We start from the raw sequence: 17,467 nt of genomic DNA, 5'->3' as shown, positions 1-17,467 counted from the left end.
TTCGTGGACATATTGCCCACATTGCTTGACATACTGCTCGTTGCCTTTCTTGTATTCATGAACGGGTTCTTTGTCGCGGCGGAGTTCTGCTGTGTGAAGATCCGCACCTCTCGCCTCGAGACGCTGATCGCAGAGGGGAACAGCCGTGCACGGTATGCCAAGCAGCTCACGGATCACCTCGACTACTCGCTCTCGGTGACGCAGTTCGGTATCACGCTCGCCTCGCTCGGTCTCGGCTGGGTGGGCGAACCTGCGATTGCAACGCTGATCCTGCCTGTAACAGAGGCGCTTGGACTTCCCGATGAGTTCGGGCACACGGTCGCACTCGCCATTGCATTTACGATCATCACCTCACTGCATATCGTGCTCGGTGAGCTGACTCCGAAGTCGATGGCAATCGCGAACGTCGAGGATATTATCCTTGCCATCGCGTTTCCGATGGTGCTATTCAGCCGCCTCATGCGTCCCTTTGTCTGGATTTTGAATACGGTTGCGAATCATATCAGCCGTCGGCTTGGCTACGATGTGAAGGCCGAAAATGAGGATGCGCATACGGAGGAGGAGATCCGTCTCCTGATGAAGGAGAGCTATCGGCAGGGGCTGATCAACAGCACGGAGGCAGACTTCGTGGACAATGTATTCTCGTTCACGGAACTGAACGCGCGTGAGATTATGGTGCCGCGCACGGACATGATCTGTCTTTACCTCGACGATACGCCCGCAGAGCGCATCAAGACAATTCTCGAGGAGCAGCAGACGCGCTATCCCGTCTGTTATGAGGACAAGGATCACATCATTGGATTTATCCACGTAAAGGATCTCCTGCCTCCGCTGATCCGTGGGGAGCGGCTGAACCTGCGCCGCTACATCCGCAAGGCACTTGTTGTACCGGAGAGTATGGACGGCAGCGTTCTCCTGCGTACGATGCAGGAACAGGGGTCGCAGCTCGCCATCGTGGTGGATGAGTACGGCGGCACAGCGGGGATGGTGACGGTTGAGGATATCATCGAGCAGATTGTGGGCGATATTCGCGACGAGTTTGATGAAGAACGCGAAAATGTAGAGTGGCGTGCGGGCGGTGTCTGCTCCATCGATGCAAAACTCCTCCTCGAGGAGGTCTACGATCTGCTCGGTATCCGCATTGAGGATGAGGATGTGGACAGTATCGGCGGATGGTTCTATGATCAGCTTGGAGAGGCACCGCGGATCGGATGCATGGCAGCGCATGGAGGGACTCTATTCTATGTCGAGGAGGTCGATGGCGTGCGCATTACACGCGTGCTCGTCCATCTGCCGCACATGATGCTGGAGGCACAGGCGCAGCCTGTGAAAGAGGAGGAGTAGTAGACATGGCGCTTGATTCGGTGCTTTACAATGAGATCATTGCGGCCTTTACGGTGGATACAGAGCATCTGCGTGAGGCTGCGGCCAATTTTCGCCAGGATATGCGCTTGGGGCTTGCCGGATCTCCGGACTCATCGCTTCGTATGCTGCCGTCCTATCTGGGACTCCCGACGGGCGAGGAGCGTGGCAGCTATCTTGCACTCGACTTTGGCGGGACGAATGTGCGCGTCCTGCTCTATCGGCTCGAGGGCAATGGGACATATAAAATGCTCTCCCATGTCGCAAAACCGCTCAAGGTCGATGGTGTCTACGATTTTGTTGGTGCGGATGCGACGGGCGAAGAGATGTTTGACTTCCTCGCAGGACTTGTTGATGAGGCTGTTGCCGGTGACCATGAGACGCCATATCTCCTTGGACATACATTTTCCTTTCCGTCCAGGCAGACGAACATCAATGATGCACGCCTGATCATTTGGACGAAGGAGTTTGCGGCACGCGGCGTTGAGGGCGAGGTTGTCAATGATCTCCTGCGAGCAGCGCTCGTGCGTCAAGGTCTCTCGAATGTCACGCCGAACTCCGTCATCAACGATACAGTAGCAGTCCTCCTATCCGCAGCCTACATCAATGGAGATACGAAGATCGGGGCGATCTACGCAACAGGGCACAATACCTGCTATCTCGAACCTCATACGGGGATGGCCGAGCCGCCGATGATCATCAATATGGAGTCGGGAGGCTTCCAAAAGATCTCCCCGAACCGCTTTGATGTGGCACTGGATGCTGCATCTGAAAAAAAGGGGGAGCAGCGTCTCGAGAAAATGGTTGCCGGACGCTATCTAGGTGAACTCTTTGGCCTTGCCATGGCAGAGCTTCTCGGCGAAAAGGGACATACGTATCATTTTACGAGTGTTGATCTTAGCCGCATGCTCGCGGATGTGGGGGAGGATGCACAGCTGGCAGCAACGATCGTTGAGGCCGTGACGGGGAAGATTCTTCCGGTAGAGGATGCGGTGCGCATTCGTGAGCTTGCACGCGCAATTGTCGTGCGATCTATACGCCTCATTGCAGCGACCTTTGTTGGGACTCTGTGGCAGATCACTGGTGCAGGCGAGATTTGTCCGCAGCACATTGCGGTCGATGGCAGTGTATACGAGAAGATGCCGCTCGTGCAGGAGGAGATGCGGCGTGCATTCTCAGAGCTCCTTGGCGAGGATGCGGCAAAGGTGGATACCATGCTTGCGTGCGGTGGATCGGGACTTGGTGCCGCAATTGCCGCGGCAATGACGGAGCGGGGTTGATACATTTCACTTGCCTCACAGGCTTCGTCTGTGCTATGATAACAGAATATAATTCATATTAGTGAAGGAAGGGGCTTTTTCTTGCTCACGTTATTAATGGTACTTGATGCAATCGTCGCAATTATCCTCATCGCGTCCGTGCTCGGGCAGGAGGCGAAGTCTGCCGGCATGGGAGGTCTTGACGGCGGCGGAGACACCGTCTTCTCAGGAAAGGCGCGTGGGATGGATGCGCTGCTTGCGCGTGTGACTCTCGTATTTGCAATCCTGTTCGGTGTGATCACCATTGTGATTGCGCGGATGTCGAGTTGATGTGAATATCCCTGCTGCTGCCTCAGCGGTGCAGGGATTTTTTTAGGAAAACGCTGTGCAGAGGGGGCATCGGCATGCTTTTGCATGGAGCAGAGCCGTTTTTGCTGCCGGGAGGGCAGCATGGCGTGCTTCTCATTCATGGCTTTACAGGATTGCCGGCAGAGCTGCGCCTGCTTGGGGAATATCTGAATGCGCGGGGCTTTACCGTACTTGCCATACGCCTCGCTGGGCACGGGACAACGGTTGAGGATCTTAGCCGCATGGGGCATGAGGACTGGATGGACTCAGTGCGGGATGGGTATGCCATTCTCAGCGGCATATGTGAGCGTGTTTCGATTGTCGGTCACTCGATGGGGGCTGTCTTTGCCATGCTGCTCTCCATCGAGGTGGAGGCTGCTCATGTCGTAAGTATCTGCGCTCCCATCATGATCGCACCGGAGCAGGGGATCGAGCATCTGCCGACGCGTGAGGCGTGCATTGACCGATACGTGCCGAAGGCGCGGCGTAAACTCGAGAATGTGCCGCAGGGGGCGAACAACACCTACCGGCGTATGCCGCTGGTCTCCATCCACGAGGTGATGGATGTTATTGATATTCTCTGTAAGGAGATTGAACGTGTGTCGGTACCGATTCTGATCATGCATGGAGCACGCGACCACACGGCAGATCCAAAGAGTGCTGACTATCTCTACGAGAATGTTCGAAGTGCACGGTGTGAGAAATTCATCCTATCGGAGGCAGGACATCTGCTGCCGCTCGACATAGGGATTCGGGAGCGCGTATTTGAACGAACGGCTGCATTTTTACTGGAAGATACCGTACAGGAAAGAGCATTGTAGGAACGGAAAAAAGAGGAAATTATGGAACAGGAACAACTGGATATTGTAAAGGAAAGAGTACACGCCTTTATGCGGGAGGACGCCTATCGCCCGCTGCCGATGGCGGAGGTGCTCACAGGGCTCGGATTCGCTGCTGATGAGGAGCCTCTTCTTTCATCTGCGCTCATGGCACTGGAAGCAGAGGGGGCGATCATCCGCAATCGCAGTGGTCTCTATGGACTGCCGAGCCGCATGAACCTTGTCGTGGGACGTCTCTCCATGTCGCCCAAGGGCTTCGGCTTTATCATTCCCGATGTTCGTGCGACGGAGGACGAGTCGGATGTCTTTGTCCCGGGCAGCGCCCTCGCAACCGCCATGCACGGAGATCGCGTGGTCGCACGCGTCACCCCGTCTGAGATGCCGGGACGCGCGCGTGAGGGGGAGATCATCCGCATCCTCGAGCGAGCAAACACACACATCGTCGGCACATTCGAGCGCAGCAAGGCGTTCGGCTTCGTCACACCCGACAGCGCAAAGATCGGGCGGGATATCTTCATCCTGAAAAAGGATTTCGGCGGCGCGAAGACGGGCAGCAAGGTTGTCGTTGAGATCACGAAGTGGCCGGAGGAGCGCCGCAGCGCCGAGGGGCGTGTCATCGAGGTGCTCGGAAAGACGGGCGACCCCGGTGTCGATGTGCTCGCCGTGATGCGAGCCTACGATCTCGATGCGAGCTTCCCTCCCGCCGTGGCAGAGGCGGCCACGCACTGCCCGGAGAACCCGCTGCCCGAGGAGTATGCGGGGCGGCGTGACCGCCGGGACTTCCCCATTGTCACGATCGACGGTGAGGATACGAAGGACATCGACGACGGCATCTATGCCTATGAGAAGGACGGCGGTTTCTTCCTCGGTGTCTACATCGCCGATGTCAGTCACTACGTACGCGCGGGCGAGCCGCTCGATGTGGAAGCGGCGCGGCGCGGGACAAGCGTCTATCTCGTCGACCGTGTCATCCCCATGCTGCCGCGTGAACTATCGAACGGTATATGCAGTCTGAACGAGGGCGTTGACCGTCTCTCCATGGCGTGCGAGATGGAGATCGGCGCGGACGGTGAGGTAAAAAGCTATGAGATTGTGCCGTGCGTGATTCACGTTGCACGCCGGCTGACCTATACACTGGTGAATAAAATCCTTGCGGGGGAGGAGCCGTTTGTCGCGGACAACGAGGACATCCGCCCGATGCTTGGTACGCTGCGCCGTCTGCGCGAGGCTCTGCGTGCGAAGCGTCATCGCCGCGGTGCCATCGACTTCGAACTGCCTGAAATCAAGGTGAAGCTCGACGCTGAGGGACATCCCGTCGCGCTCATAAAGCGCATGGGTTCGATCGGTGAGTCCATCATCGAGGAATGTATGCTCATCGCGAACGAGACGGTTGCGCGCCACATGGAGCTGAAGGAAGAGCCGTTTGTCTACCGCGTGCATGAGACACCGAATTCTGAGAAGATCGAGCGCTTCCAGAGTCTTCTCGCTGCACTCGGACTGCGCCTCAACATTGATGAGGACGGCAAGGTACAGCCGCGCGACATACAGGCGGTGCTCGACCGTGTGAAGGGTGCGCCGGAGGAACGCATCATCGGTGCGGTTGCCCTGCGCTCTATGCAGCAGGCGCGTTACTCGACGCAGAGTCTTGGGCATTTCGGACTTGCCGCACGCTACTATACGCATTTCACTTCACCCATCCGACGCTATCCAGATCTCCTTGTTCATCGGCTTCTGCGGGAGACGTTCGCTACGGGGCACATTGCGCCGGAGAAGCGGGAACGGCTGCGTGCGGCTCTCCCCGATGCGGCGGAGCACTCCTCCGCGCGTGAGCGCATCGCCATCGAGGCGGAGCGTGAGACGACGGATATGAAGAAGATCGAGTACATGGCGCAGTTCGTCGGCGAGACCTTCGAGGGCGTTGTCAGCGGCGTCACGGCGTTCGGTGTCTTTGTCGAACTCGAAAACGGCGTCGAGGGGCTCGTGCACGTCTCGACGATGGTGAATGACTACTACAGCTACGTCGAGGAGCAGTATGCGATGGTCGGCGAGCGCACGGGCACACGCTACCGTCTCGGTGACACCGTGACCATCGTTATCACGCGTGCGGATGTGCAGGCACGGACACTGGACTTCGTCCTGAAGGACAACGGTGTCTATGAGCCGCATGCAGCAAAGCCTGCCAAAGCAAACGCCGCGCCCAAGGCTGACGCCGGAAAATCCTCCGGCAAACGCCGTTCCCGCAAGAAGAAGGGGGAGCGCAAGGCAGAGCCAATCATCGCCGATGTTGAGGCGACTCCTGCAGAGCGGCGCAAGAAGACACGCGGCGCACATGGGACACACGGAAAGCGTGTGCAGGAGGGAGAGCGTGCGGCGCGCAGTGCCGCAGCGAGTGTTCCTGGAAAAACTCGTGCAGCGATGCCAAAGGCCGCTAGTGCGCGTCGAGCAGGTCACTCGGAGCGAGCATCGCAGGCTGGTGCAGAACGCCGCGATCGAGGTTCTGCACGCGGCAGAGGGAATGAGCGCTATGGCGAGGAGCGCGGCCAGCGTGACTATCACCGCGTCAAGGTGACAGGGCTGAACAGCGCCGTCTGGCCGGACCCGCCGGGGTACCGCGCACAGAGACCGGAGCCGGAGGCAGCAGAGAAGCCGCGCCGTGCGCCGCGTCCTACGCGGCGGATGAATCGCAAGGAATCGCCGATAAAATGAAGTCCGTCAGATTGGTGCTGAATTTATCGGTGCTTCCGTAGAACCGAGGGTGGAACGGGGAACGCCGAGTGAGGAATTTCTATGGGCAAAAAGAACGAAAGCGTCAAGATCGCCTGCGAAAACCGCAAGGCACGTCATGACTATTTCATCCATGAGACCTATGAGGCTGGGATGGAGCTCGTCGGTACAGAGGTCAAGTCCCTGCGTGCAGGAAAGGCAAATCTGCGCGACAGCTATGCCTACATCAAGAACGGGGAAGTGTTCCTCGATCATATGCATATCAGCCCCTACGAGCAGGGTAACCAGTTCAACCACGATCCGCTTCGCGTTCGCCGTCTCCTCATGCACAAGGCGGAGATTCTGAAACTCTTCGGCAAGACACGCGAGAAGGGGATGACCCTTGTCCCGCTCAAGGTCTACTTCAAGCGCGGGCGGGCAAAGCTCGAACTCGCACTTGCGAGCGGCAAGCACAACTATGACAAACGCCAGACACTCAAGGCAAAGGATGCGAGGCGTGAAATGGAACAGGCACTCAAAGATCGGCAGCGCGGATAGACAGGAGTATTTATGCAGGAAAAGGAAGCGTCGCCCGCACTTCGGCGCGGACTAAAGAACAGACATCTCCAGATGATCGCGCTCGGCGGAGCAATCGGGACAGGGCTTTTCTACGGCTCGGCGTCTACCATCGCTCTCGCGGGGCCCGCGGTCATGCTCGCCTACCTTCTCGGCGGCATCATGATCTTCTTCATCATGCGGATGCTCGGTGAGATGGCAGTCGATGAGCCGGTCTCCGGCTCATTCAGTCACTATGCGGGCAAATACTGGGGGGATTTTCCGGGCTTCCTCTCCGGCTGGAATTATTGGTTCAACTACATCATTGTGTCTATGGCAGAGCTTGCGGCAGTCGGGATCTATATGAATTTCTGGCTGCCGGATTTCCCGCAGTGGCTCTCCGCACTCATCTGCCTTGCCGTCATCACCGCGCTCAACCTTACGAATGTCCGCGCATACGGCGAAATGGAATTCTGGATGGCGCTTGTGAAGATCACGGCGATCGTGCTCATGATCGGCCTTGGCGGATGGCTGCTCATCACAGGCGCACCGTTCCCGGAGAATGTCAGCAACCTCTGGGCTCATGGCGGCTTTCTGCCGAATGGCTGGTGGGGCTTTTTCCTTGGGACGGCTGTTGTCATGTTCTCGTTTGGAGGAATTGAGCTTATTGGCATCACGGCGGGAGAGGCGGAGGATCCGGATCGTACAATCCCGCAGGCGATCAATCAGGTGATATGGCGCATTTTGATTTTCTACGTCGGCACGATGGCGGTGCTGATGGCTCTCTGGCCGTGGAACGAGGTCGGCATGGAGGCGAGTCCCTTTGTGCAGATTTTTCAGAATGTCGGTATCCCTGCCGCTGCACACATCCTGAACTTCGTCGTGCTCACAGCAGCGATTTCCGTCTACAACTCCGCGATCTACAGCAACAGCCGTATGCTCTATGGTCTTGCACAGCGAGGGGATGCACCGCCTGTTTTGAAGAGCCTATCCACGCGCGGCGTACCCGTACTCGGCATTCTTATTTCATCGGGGTTTACACTTATCGTGGTGTTTCTGAACTACTTCTTTCCTGGTGATGCATTCCTCTATCTTATCTCTATTGCGATCTGCGCCGCCGTAATCAGCTGGACGACGATCGTTGTCACTCATCTGAGATTCCGTAAAAAGATGGAGCGTAAAGGAGAGCATATTAAATTCCGTGCGCCGTTCTACCCGTGGATCAACTATCTCTGTCTCATATTCCTCGCGGGCGTTGTATTTATGATGGCGCATCTCCCGGGGATGCAGCTCGCTGTGTTGATCCTTCCCGTGTGGCTGATTGTCCTCTGGGTTGGCTATCGATCAAAACAGAAACGGGAACAACAATAAATAAAACACAAAGGTCCATTCGTATGTGCATGCGAATGGACCTTTCATGTATACCGGTTTTGTCATTAGACAAAAATAATGATATATGTTAGAATACGTAATAAAATTTTGCCGGTAAGGAGGGATCACATGATTTGCAAAGAATGCGGATTGAAGATAGAAGGACTTACACGTATTTGTCCTCACTGTGGAGAACGAGCACTGATTGATGATGAGCTGGATACATGGAGCTTCCTCTCGGATACTGCGGCAAAACATAAACGGGACATGCCGGAGGAGATCGCTCTGAATGAGCCGGCGGCGATCCCAGAGGAACGTGCAGCCCAGATTGATGGACTGCAGCGTATGAGGGGGTATTTTATCCAACACAACAACCTCTATCAGGTGCTTGAGGATCTGAACTATATTGAAGAAGGGGTGAGTCGTCCATCCTTTGCTCTCTGGCTTCTCGTCGGCGGGCTTGTTTCTGCGCTGGTCTATCTTCCTCTTTCGCCATTTCTGCCGAATTTTATCTGGGCATATTATTTCGTTCTCTGGGGGGCGATTGCGACGATCGGCTATCTGCGTGCCGGGCGCCGATATGAGCAACGAAAGGCCGAGTATGCACTCCTTCGTCGTCATGCCCAGAACGATCTGCATGCAATGTATAACGCGTGCGCGGATTGTTTCCTGCCGCTCGCGTGGACACCGCCGCCGCTCATCAACCGTATGCTCGAAGCCCTTCAATCGGGCGAGACTTCCTCAGTGGGGGAGTACATTCTGAAAAACGAGCCGAATTCCGGAAAGAAACTTGCGGCATGAGCGCTTGCCCTATCATATATGAGGGCCAAATTGAACATCACGTAAACAAAACGAGTCACCAATGCTTTGTCGGTGACTCGTTGTATTTGGGCAAAATTTACTCTTTTGCTGGACTTACGCGCGAGGAGAGTACAGCCATGAAGACAGCGAGGGAGGCGATGCCGACACCGAGACCGATGTAGCCGTTGCCCGTAAATCCGTCGGCAATGTATCCAAACAGGGAGCAGGCGGCGACAACGGTGACGTAGGGCAGCTGTGTCGATACGTGGTCGAGGTGGTGGCATTGTGCGCCTGCCGAAGCAAGGATGGTGGTGTCAGAGATGGGGGAGGCGTGGTCACCGCAGACGGCACCTGAGAGGATGGCGGCGACGGAGACGACGAGGATGTCCGGTGCCGTCTGACCGAGAACAGCGATTGCAATTGGGATGAGGATGCCGAACGTGCCCCAGCTTGTTCCGGTCGCAAAGGCAAGTCCTACCGCAACGAGGAAGAAGAGCGGCGGCAGGAACATGACCACGCCCGCATTTGCCTGCACAACCGAGCCGACGAAGCCGCCAAGATCGAGGTACTCTTTGCTGCAGATGCCGGAGAGCGTCCACGCGAGGCAGAGGATGAAGATGGCGGGGGTCATTGCCTTAAAGCCCCAGCCGAAGCTGTCACAAAACACGTTGAATGAGACGACGCGGCGCGGGAGGTAGAGCAGGCCGGTGAAGACGAAGGCAATGAACGAGCCGAGCACAAGCGATTTTGAGGAATCGCAGTTGGCGAAGGAGTCCGCGATACTGTTGCCGTCATGGATTCCGCCCGTATAGAGCATGCCATAGATGCAGGCGCCAATGAGAACGAGGAGAGGGAGCATGAGATCGAGCATCTTGCCGCGGCCTTCGCTTGCCGCACTCGCGGATGCCTCTGCGGTGTCCTGATACTCCTTCGGGATTTCAAAATGCACGTTGGATTTTTCGACGCTTTTCCGCATTGCACCGAAGTCACGCCCCGTCCAAATGATGAAGAGCATGAAAAGCAGTGTCAGCCATGCGTAAAGATTGAAGGGAATTGTCTGGAGAAACAGCATGAAGCCGTCGATCTGTGCATCCTCCGGGAGAGACGAACCAACCGCAGCCGCCCAGCTCGAGACGGGAGCGATGATGCAGATGGGGGCCGCCGTCGCATCGATGATGTAGGCGAGCTTGGTGCGCGCGATCTGGAATTTATCTGTGACGGGGCGCATGACCGTGCCGACCGTGAGGCAGTTGAAGTAGTCGTCGATAAAGATGACAATGCCGAGCAGCACGGTGACGAGGGAGGCGCTGCGCTTGCCCTTGATCGTGCGCGTTGCCCACTCACCGTAGGCATTCATCGCGCCTGAGCGCGTGATGGCGGCGACGAGAATGCCGAGGATGACGAGAAAGACAAGGATGTTGACGTTGCTGCCGACCTTGTCCGCCATGACCTGAAACATCGTGAGTGTCGCCTGCAGGAAGTTTCCGCCCGCAAAGAGCATTGCGCCCGAGAAGATGCCGATGATGAGCGACATGTAGACTTCCTTCGTCCAGAGCGCGAGGACGATGGTGATGATCGGCGGAAGAATCGACCATGCGGTTGCTGTCATGAGTTAAATACACTCCCTTTATTGTTTTACAAAACTATTCCCCATTATAGCAAAAAAAAGGAATTTGGCAAAATTTTCTTATGCCGCATCGGCGGATGACTCGCTGTTGAATCGGCAGCCAGCCCCCATGATCAGGCTGCTGCTGTGTTCATGCGCAGCGAATACATTTTAGACGAATTCATCCTTTGTGAAAATTTGATTACACGATTGACACGGATTATCTCTATGGGGTATAATGTTTTTGCATCATTTATCGGTGCAAAATTACTCCGCGCGTGGAGGGAGGGGAAATGCATGGCAAATGAAATCAAGGTCGGCAAGAATGAGTCGATCGATAGTGCTCTCCGCCGCTTTAAGCGTATGTCACAGAAGGCCGGCACTCTTGCCGAAGTTCGAAAGCGTGAACATTACGAGAAACCGAGCGTTCGCCGCAAAAAGAAGTCTGAGGCAGCGCGTAAACGCAAATACAGGGGCTGATTGCAAAAGGCATCCGTGGTCGTTGTGCCGCGGATGTTTTTCTATTTACTTCTTTTACGAAGGGATGAAGAGCAATGTCATTGATGGAAAAACTCACAGCAGATATGAAGGATGCGATGAAACAGGGCGAGAAGGAGCGCCTTTCCGTTATTCGCCTTGTGCGCGGCGCCGTTCGTCAGGCCGAGATCGACGGCAAGAAGACGCTGAGCGATGATGAGATCATCGGCGTCATCACGAAGGAAGTGAAGATGCGCCGCGACTCCATCGAGGAGTTTGAGCGCGGCGGACGTGCCGATCTTGTCGAGAAGACAAAGGGCGAGATCGCCATTCTGATGCCATATCTGCCCGAGCAGCTCAGTGCCGATGAGATTCGGAAGATTGTCGAAGAGGCAGTCACCGCAGTCGGCGCGGCGACTGCAAAGGACATGGGCAAGGTCATGGGCGTTCTCATGCCGCGCGTCAAGGGGCGTGCGGACGGCAAGCTTGTAAATGAAATTGTCCGCTCCTTTTTGAAATAACTACTTCATAGCATAGAACAATCCCCGCACATTCCTTTTGACAAAAGAGCGGGGATTTTCGTATAATTGGGAAAAGAATCGAACATAAAGGAGTGCATGAGATGGCAGAGAGAGATAAGAAGGACATCAAGAGAGAGAAACAGATGACGCGCGAGGAAGCACTGGAAAACGCGCTCAAGCAGATTGAGAAAACCCACGGAAAGGGAGCAATCATGCGTCTTGGTGAGGCCAAGGCAAATATGAATATCGAGGTCATATCGACCGGCATTCTGCCCCTTGATATTGCTCTTGGCGTCGGCGGAATCCCGCGCGGGCGCATCATTGAGGTATATGGTCCGGAGTCCTCAGGCAAGACGACGGTAACTCTCCACATGATCGCCGAGGCACAAAAGGCGGGTGGACTTGCCGCATTTATTGATGCCGAGCACGCGCTCGATCCCGAATACGCACGCAAGCTGGGCGTCAATACGGAAGAGCTTCTGATCTCGCAGCCGGACACGGGAGAGCAGGCGCTTGAGATCGTCGATGCTCTGGTGCGCAGCAGCGCGATTGATATCATCGTGGTGGACTCGGTCGCGGCTCTTGTGCCGAAGTCCGAGATAGATGGAGACATGGGTGCCTCTGTTGTCGGACTGCAGGCACGTCTTATGAGTCAGGCGATGCGAAAGCTCACGGGCATTATCAGCAAGACGCGCACGGTCGCCGTCTTTATCAACCAGCTGCGCGAGAAGATCGGTGTCACCTATGGCAACCCAGAGACGACGACAGGCGGGCGTGCGCTGAAGTTCTATGCATCTGTGCGCATTGATGTACGCCGTGCCGACTCGATTAAGCAGGGGACTGAGTCCCTTGGCAATCGTACGCGCGCTAAGATTGTGAAGAATAAAGTTGCACCGCCGTTTAAGACCGCCGAGTTTGACATCATGTATGGTGAGGGGGTCTCGCGTCTCGGCAGCATCATCGATATGGCAGTTGATCTCGATATCGTGGACAAGAGCGGCGCATGGTATTCCTATGAGGGAACGCGTCTTGGTCAGGGCAAGGAAAACGCGAAGGTTACCCTGGAGGAGAAGCCGGAACTCATCGCCGAGATTGAGGAAAAGATTCGTACGAAACTTCTGGTTGAGGGGGAACCCTCTAAAAAGAAATCCTCTTTGAAAAAGGCCGGGGGCACTGCAGCAACAGATACTTCGGATGAGGCGATGCCGGATGTGCTGCCAGGGAGCGATGAATGACCGATAGCTGCGACGAACAGAGGAAGCGCCCCCGGAAAGCTGCGTATAAAACGGCACTGATGACTGCGGTCGACTATCTCGCACGGCAGGCATACAGTGAAAAGAAACTGCGTGAGAAACTCGACCGCAAGGGTTTTCCCGCGGAGGAGATCGACGATGCTGTTGCGCGCCTTATTGAGCGGCATTATCTCGATGATACGGACCTTTGTGCACAGCAGTTCATGTATCTCTACAATGAGAATCGCAGCTCCGTTCGTCAGATCTGTGCAAAGCTCATGCAGCGCGGCTTTGATCACGACCTTGTGAGGAGTGTTGTCCCGGAGGACACGTTCGAACGAGAGATCGCTGTAGCAGAGCGGCTTCTTTCCACGAAGTTCAAACCGACGGATGCGCATCAAAAGATGATGGCGCATCTGTATCAGAAGGGGTTTTCGCTCGATACAGCGCATACTGCTGTACGGATGTTCACAGAAAATGCAGAGGAATAAAATGAGAAAGGGACTTTCATTATGAACAGAGCCGATGGCGCAGAAATGGTCTTAGTACTCGATTTCGGCGGACAGTACAATCAGCTGATTGCACGCCGCGTCCGAGAAAATCACGTTTACTGTGAGGTACACCCACATACACTGTCCATGGACCGCATTCGAGAACTTGCACCGCGCGGCATTATTCTGACGGGTGGACCGAACAGCGTCTATGGTGCGGAGGCTATCACAGCGCCGAAAGAACTCTTTTCCCTCGGGATCCCTGTCCTCGGTATCTGCTATGGTGCACAGCTGATGGCATATATCTGCGGCGGTATGGTCGAGACTGCGCCAACGAGCGAATACGGAAAAACAGAGGTTGACATTGCGGACAAATCGTCCCTCCTATTTGACGGCATCCCCGCAAAAAATATTTGCTGGATGAGTCACACGGACTATATCAGCAAACTGCCTGCGGGCTTTCATGCGACGGCAAGCACACCCGTCTGCCCAATTGCAGCGATGGAGAATCCCTCTGAGCGGCTCTATGCGGTCCAGTTCCATCCTGAGGTCATGCATACGGAGCACGGGACAGAGATCCTGAGGAACTTTGTCTATCATGTCTGCAAATGCACAGGAACATGGCGCATGGATTCCTTTGTGCAAAAGACCATCGCAGAGCTGCGTGAAAAGATCGGCACAGGCCGTGCGCTCTGCGCGCTCTCAGGCGGCGTCGACTCCTCCGTTGCTGCAGTGCTGCTCTCAAAGGCGATCGGCAGCCAGCTTACATGTGTCTTTGTCGATCACGGCCTTTTACGAAAAGATGAAGGGGATGAGGTCGAAGCTGTTTTCGGGGAATCCGGCACGTACGATGTCAACTTTATCCGCATCAATGCACGTGATCGGTTCTATGCAAAACTCAAGGGGGTCACAGAGCCCGAGGAGAAGCGCAAAATCATCGGAGAGGAATTCATCCGTGTGTTTGAGGAGGCTGCGCACGAGATTGGGGCGGTGGACTTCCTCGTCCAGGGGACAATCTATCCCGATGTCATTGAGAGCGGTCTCGGAAAATCGGCTGTGATCAAGTCGCACCACAATGTCGGAGGACTGCCCGATCATGTGGATTTCAAGGAGATTGTTGAACCTCTTCGCCTCCTGTTTAAGGACGAGGTACGTGCTGCGGGACGTGAACTCGGCATCCCGGACTACCTCGTTGACCGCCAGCCGTTCCCTGGGCCGGGACTCGGCATCCGCATCATCGGTGAGGTGACGGCAGAGAAGGTTCAGCTTGTTCAGGAGGCCGATGCCATCTATCGTGAGGAAATTGCAAAGGCAGGCATTCAGAAACAGCTTGGTCAATATTTTGCCGCACTCACCAACATGCGATCCGTCGGTGTCATGGGGGATGGACGCACCTACGACTATGCTGTCGTCCTGCGTGCTGTAGAGACGAGCGACTTTATGACGGCGGAGGCAGCGCAGATCCCGTGGGAAGTCCTGTCAAGAGTCACCATACGCATTGTGAACGAAGTCCGCGGCGTCAACCGTGTTCTCTATGACTGTACGGGAAAGCCGCCAGCCACCATCGAACTGGAATAGTAGAAATAAGCGCAGAGCGCCTTGTATATCAAGGGCATCTGCGCTTATTTATTTTCCGTGACCCCCGTTTGACCCCCTTTCATTTGGAATCATTATAGTTGTCTGGAATAGTTTTCTCCTCTTCGTGGTCAGCTGTTCCAAATCAATATCGATATCATCTATTACAATGCGGTCAAGTTATGTTTTGGCTTCAAAAAAATCTGACTGAGGTTGAGTGTTCGCACAGATATTCTTTTACCGCTCATACTGTATTTCCTGTTGGGAGCAATCTTTTAGGGGCATTTCTTGTATTTTGTATTAAGCAAGAAATCTTTTGACGGCAACATTCGGTGAGAAATTACTTTTCTTTTTCCTACAAATGTCCTATAATGCAGATTGGAATAGACTGTGTAAATGAGTTTGGGAGGGCTCTGCTATATGAAAGGCACTGTAGTCGCTACGTGGATTAGTACATCGCGCCAATTATGGGGCAGTGAGCTAGTTGACAGGGTTATGCAGGAGATGGGCTGGGAGCCGGATCGGCTCTTTCTGCCGCTTGAGGACGTCGATGACGGCACGATCAAACGCCTGATGGAGATGCTCAGCAAGGCGAATGGTCTCCCTGTTCGAGATATTTGGTATGAATTGGGCCGCGATAATATCAAGTCCTTTGCGCGTGTGTATCCATCATTTTTCGCGAATAAAAATCTATATACGTTCTTGGCATCGACGTATGATATTCATGTGGAGATCGTGAAAAAGATTGCAGGAGCAAAACCGCCTCAGCTCATTATGACGCCGATTTCGGAATACGAGGCGGTATTTACCTATGACTCGAGTCGCGGGCTTCTGGACTATTTTCGCGGGCTGCTCAACGGCTCGGCAGAGTATTTCAAGGAAAAACTCGGGGTCGAGGTTCAGGAGCAGACGGCCACGCATATGAAGCTGAAGCTCACCTTTGAAAGGCCGATCTTCCGAGAGAAAAAATTTGGCATCAATAGGCTCGTCGCCTTTACCGGCTCTCTGTCGGGCGGCATTGGCCTGCTGACGTTTGCAGGGACGCTGATTTTATCCGTACTGCTGAGCCTCGGTGATGTTTCGTGGAAGACGTTTGTCATTCCTGCGTGCGGCGGGCTGTTTGCTGCGCTCGCTGCCGGTATGCTCCTGCGTCCTCTCGGAGCAATCGAAAAAGAAATTGACCAGCTGGTCGAAAACAAATATTTCGACGCGCTGACGCTTCGCTCCGGCGACGTGTTCGAGCGGATCAATGATAACCTGATCAAGTATCGCAAGCAGGCGCAGGCGAACTTTACGGGCTTCAAGGGGACAGGAGACGAGCTGCGGCGATATGGCATTGATTTTGACGGGTTGGCAGAGAATATGGGCGGTGCCTCGGGGAATATTGCAGGCGTTATCAACGAGGTTGCCGACAGCGCTACGACAGGGGCGGAGAATACCATATCCGTGGCTGCTTCCCTCAACAATAACATGAAGGCACTGCAATCGGTCGTCGATGAGCAGGTCAAGAATAACGATGCGCTGAACTGCGCCGTCAACAGCATTCACGAGGGCTTCAGCAAGGTGCGTGCGTCCAGTACAAACCTCAATCACAGCATGGAAAAATTCACTGAGGTGAAGGAAGAGGTCGAGTCCCTCAGAGAGGCGACGGAGAAGATCATGGCGATCACGGGGCTGGTGACGGATATCGCAGGGCAAACGAACCTGCTCGCCCTCAATGCAGCGATTGAAGCGGCGCGAGCAGGCGAGCAGGGACGCGGGTTCAGCGTCGTCGCTGAGGAAGTCCGAAAACTTGCCGAACAGTCGCAGGGACATGCCGAGGTCATCACGACCGATGTCATGGCCGTAACGCGTATCATTAGTGAGGTTGTCGCTTCGGTCAACGAGGAATACGAGGTCTTGGAGCGTGAGAGCAATCAGCTCGTCCGCGTTGTCGAGGGGAACAATCAGTACATCGACAACATCCGCGGTGTGTCGGGAAGTATTTCGGGCATCATTGAGCAGCTCAAGACCGAGATGACGAATATGGAAGATGTCCTCAGCAAGGTCGAGCATATCGCCGCTATGGCAGAGCAAAACTCCGCCTCCACCGAAGAGGTAAACGCCGCTATGCATACGCATAATCTGAAGCTGCAGGATATGATGGAAAAAATCAAGCAGTTCAAGGAAGTCACGACAGCGTTCTCAGCGGATATCAATCACTATAAGACCTGATAAATACGAAACAGATGCTGTGAACAGCTGTTGGAGGAGCCGATTCGATCATAGAATAGAAAATTTAAAGTTAGACATGAAAGGGGGTGTTGCACGAACGCCCCTATCGGCTC

General features: G+C 55.0%; 15 protein-coding genes. 14 read left to right on the top strand and 1 reads right to left on the bottom strand.

What is annotated here, in order from left to right; all coding sequences use genetic code 11:
- Positions 1-3: 3 nt before the first annotated feature.
- From HMPREF1992_RS03580 to HMPREF1992_RS03545, 8 genes are all read left to right on the top strand, one after another.
- A complete protein-coding gene (locus HMPREF1992_RS03580) occupies positions 4-1,344 on the top strand; it encodes a hemolysin family protein (protein ID WP_021684476.1) in 1,341 nt (446 codons plus the stop codon).
- A gap of 5 nt (positions 1,345-1,349) precedes the next feature.
- Complete coding sequence (locus tag HMPREF1992_RS03575) at positions 1,350-2,642, top strand: hexokinase (RefSeq protein WP_021684475.1); 1,293 nt, start codon at positions 1,350-1,352, stop codon at positions 2,640-2,642.
- Between the two features lie 96 nt (positions 2,643-2,738).
- Entirely contained in the window at positions 2,739-2,951 is a 213-nt protein-coding gene (gene secG, locus HMPREF1992_RS03570; protein WP_021684474.1) for a preprotein translocase subunit SecG, read from the top strand.
- A 74-nt stretch (positions 2,952-3,025) separates the two neighbouring features.
- Positions 3,026-3,790, top strand: coding sequence for a carboxylesterase (locus tag HMPREF1992_RS03565; protein ID WP_021684473.1), 765 nt, complete (start codon positions 3,026-3,028; stop codon positions 3,788-3,790).
- A 21-nt stretch (positions 3,791-3,811) separates the two neighbouring features.
- Complete coding sequence (gene rnr / locus HMPREF1992_RS03560; protein ID WP_021684472.1) at positions 3,812-6,514, top strand: ribonuclease R; 2,703 nt, start codon at positions 3,812-3,814, stop codon at positions 6,512-6,514.
- Positions 6,515-6,595: 81 nt separating this feature from the next.
- Positions 6,596-7,069 carry an SsrA-binding protein SmpB gene (smpB, locus tag HMPREF1992_RS03555; protein ID WP_021684471.1) on the top strand — a complete coding sequence of 158 codons (474 nt, stop codon included), beginning with the start codon at positions 6,596-6,598 and terminating at the stop codon, positions 7,067-7,069.
- 12 nt (positions 7,070-7,081) lie between these two features.
- Positions 7,082-8,437 (top strand): amino acid permease, encoded by a 1,356-nt coding sequence (locus HMPREF1992_RS03550; protein WP_021684470.1) that lies wholly within the window; start codon positions 7,082-7,084, stop codon positions 8,435-8,437.
- A 129-nt stretch (positions 8,438-8,566) separates the two neighbouring features.
- Positions 8,567-9,238: a hypothetical protein gene (locus tag HMPREF1992_RS03545; RefSeq protein WP_037358426.1), complete on the top strand. Its 672-nt coding sequence runs from the start codon at positions 8,567-8,569 to the stop codon at positions 9,236-9,238.
- Positions 9,239-9,335: 97 nt separating this feature from the next.
- Here HMPREF1992_RS03545 and HMPREF1992_RS03540 read toward each other — a convergent pair whose 3' ends face one another.
- A complete protein-coding gene (locus HMPREF1992_RS03540; protein WP_021684468.1) occupies positions 9,336-10,847 on the bottom strand; it encodes a Na+/H+ antiporter NhaC family protein in 1,512 nt (503 codons plus the stop codon).
- A 294-nt stretch (positions 10,848-11,141) separates the two neighbouring features.
- Between HMPREF1992_RS03540 and rpsU the strand changes: the two genes are divergently transcribed.
- From rpsU to HMPREF1992_RS03510, 6 genes are all read left to right on the top strand, one after another.
- Complete coding sequence (rpsU, locus tag HMPREF1992_RS03535) at positions 11,142-11,324, top strand: 30S ribosomal protein S21 (protein WP_005841552.1); 183 nt, start codon at positions 11,142-11,144, stop codon at positions 11,322-11,324.
- A 74-nt stretch (positions 11,325-11,398) separates the two neighbouring features.
- A complete protein-coding gene (locus tag HMPREF1992_RS03530; protein ID WP_021684466.1) occupies positions 11,399-11,842 on the top strand; it encodes a GatB/YqeY domain-containing protein in 444 nt (147 codons plus the stop codon).
- Between the two features lie 101 nt (positions 11,843-11,943).
- Positions 11,944-13,077, top strand: coding sequence for a recombinase RecA (gene recA / locus HMPREF1992_RS03525; protein WP_021684465.1), 1,134 nt, complete (start codon positions 11,944-11,946; stop codon positions 13,075-13,077).
- Positions 13,074-13,565: a regulatory protein RecX gene (locus HMPREF1992_RS03520; protein WP_021684464.1), complete on the top strand. Its 492-nt coding sequence runs from the start codon at positions 13,074-13,076 to the stop codon at positions 13,563-13,565. The genes recA and HMPREF1992_RS03520 overlap by 4 nt, the downstream gene beginning before the upstream one ends.
- A gap of 21 nt (positions 13,566-13,586) precedes the next feature.
- Complete coding sequence (gene guaA, locus HMPREF1992_RS03515; protein WP_021684463.1) at positions 13,587-15,143, top strand: glutamine-hydrolyzing GMP synthase; 1,557 nt, start codon at positions 13,587-13,589, stop codon at positions 15,141-15,143.
- A gap of 393 nt (positions 15,144-15,536) precedes the next feature.
- Positions 15,537-17,354, top strand: coding sequence for a heme NO-binding domain-containing protein (locus HMPREF1992_RS03510; protein ID WP_231366950.1), 1,818 nt, complete (start codon positions 15,537-15,539; stop codon positions 17,352-17,354).
- The last annotated feature ends 113 nt before the right edge of the window (positions 17,355-17,467 follow it).

Origin of the sequence: Selenomonas sp. oral taxon 892 str. F0426 (assembly GCF_000468035.1) — a bacterium.
Classification (GTDB): Bacteria; Bacillota; Negativicutes; order Selenomonadales; family Selenomonadaceae; genus Centipeda.
This window is presented reverse-complemented; position numbering and strand designations above follow the sequence as displayed.

Bases quoted from the DNA above. Each gene is read 5' to 3' on its own strand.
- HMPREF1992_RS03520 (WP_021684464.1), top strand. From the start codon at position 13,074: ATGACCGATAGCTGCGACGAACAGAGGAAGCGCCCCCGGAAAGCTGCG.
- HMPREF1992_RS03540 (WP_021684468.1), bottom strand. From the start codon at position 10,847: ATGACAGCAACCGCATGGTCGATTCTTCCGCCGATCATCACCATCGTC.
- HMPREF1992_RS03565 (WP_021684473.1), top strand. From the start codon at position 3,026: ATGCTTTTGCATGGAGCAGAGCCGTTTTTGCTGCCGGGAGGGCAGCAT.
- HMPREF1992_RS03550 (WP_021684470.1), top strand. From the start codon at position 7,082: ATGCAGGAAAAGGAAGCGTCGCCCGCACTTCGGCGCGGACTAAAGAAC.
- secG (WP_021684474.1), top strand. From the start codon at position 2,739: ATGGTACTTGATGCAATCGTCGCAATTATCCTCATCGCGTCCGTGCTC.
- smpB (WP_021684471.1), top strand. From the start codon at position 6,596: ATGGGCAAAAAGAACGAAAGCGTCAAGATCGCCTGCGAAAACCGCAAG.
- HMPREF1992_RS03575 (WP_021684475.1), top strand. From the start codon at position 1,350: ATGGCGCTTGATTCGGTGCTTTACAATGAGATCATTGCGGCCTTTACG.
- rnr (WP_021684472.1), top strand. From the start codon at position 3,812: ATGGAACAGGAACAACTGGATATTGTAAAGGAAAGAGTACACGCCTTT.
- guaA (WP_021684463.1), top strand. From the start codon at position 13,587: ATGAACAGAGCCGATGGCGCAGAAATGGTCTTAGTACTCGATTTCGGC.
- HMPREF1992_RS03545 (WP_037358426.1), top strand. From the start codon at position 8,567: ATGATTTGCAAAGAATGCGGATTGAAGATAGAAGGACTTACACGTATT.
- recA (WP_021684465.1), top strand. From the start codon at position 11,944: ATGGCAGAGAGAGATAAGAAGGACATCAAGAGAGAGAAACAGATGACG.
- rpsU (WP_005841552.1), top strand. From the start codon at position 11,142: ATGGCAAATGAAATCAAGGTCGGCAAGAATGAGTCGATCGATAGTGCT.
- HMPREF1992_RS03530 (WP_021684466.1), top strand. From the start codon at position 11,399: ATGTCATTGATGGAAAAACTCACAGCAGATATGAAGGATGCGATGAAA.
- HMPREF1992_RS03510 (WP_231366950.1), top strand. From the start codon at position 15,537: ATGAGTTTGGGAGGGCTCTGCTATATGAAAGGCACTGTAGTCGCTACG.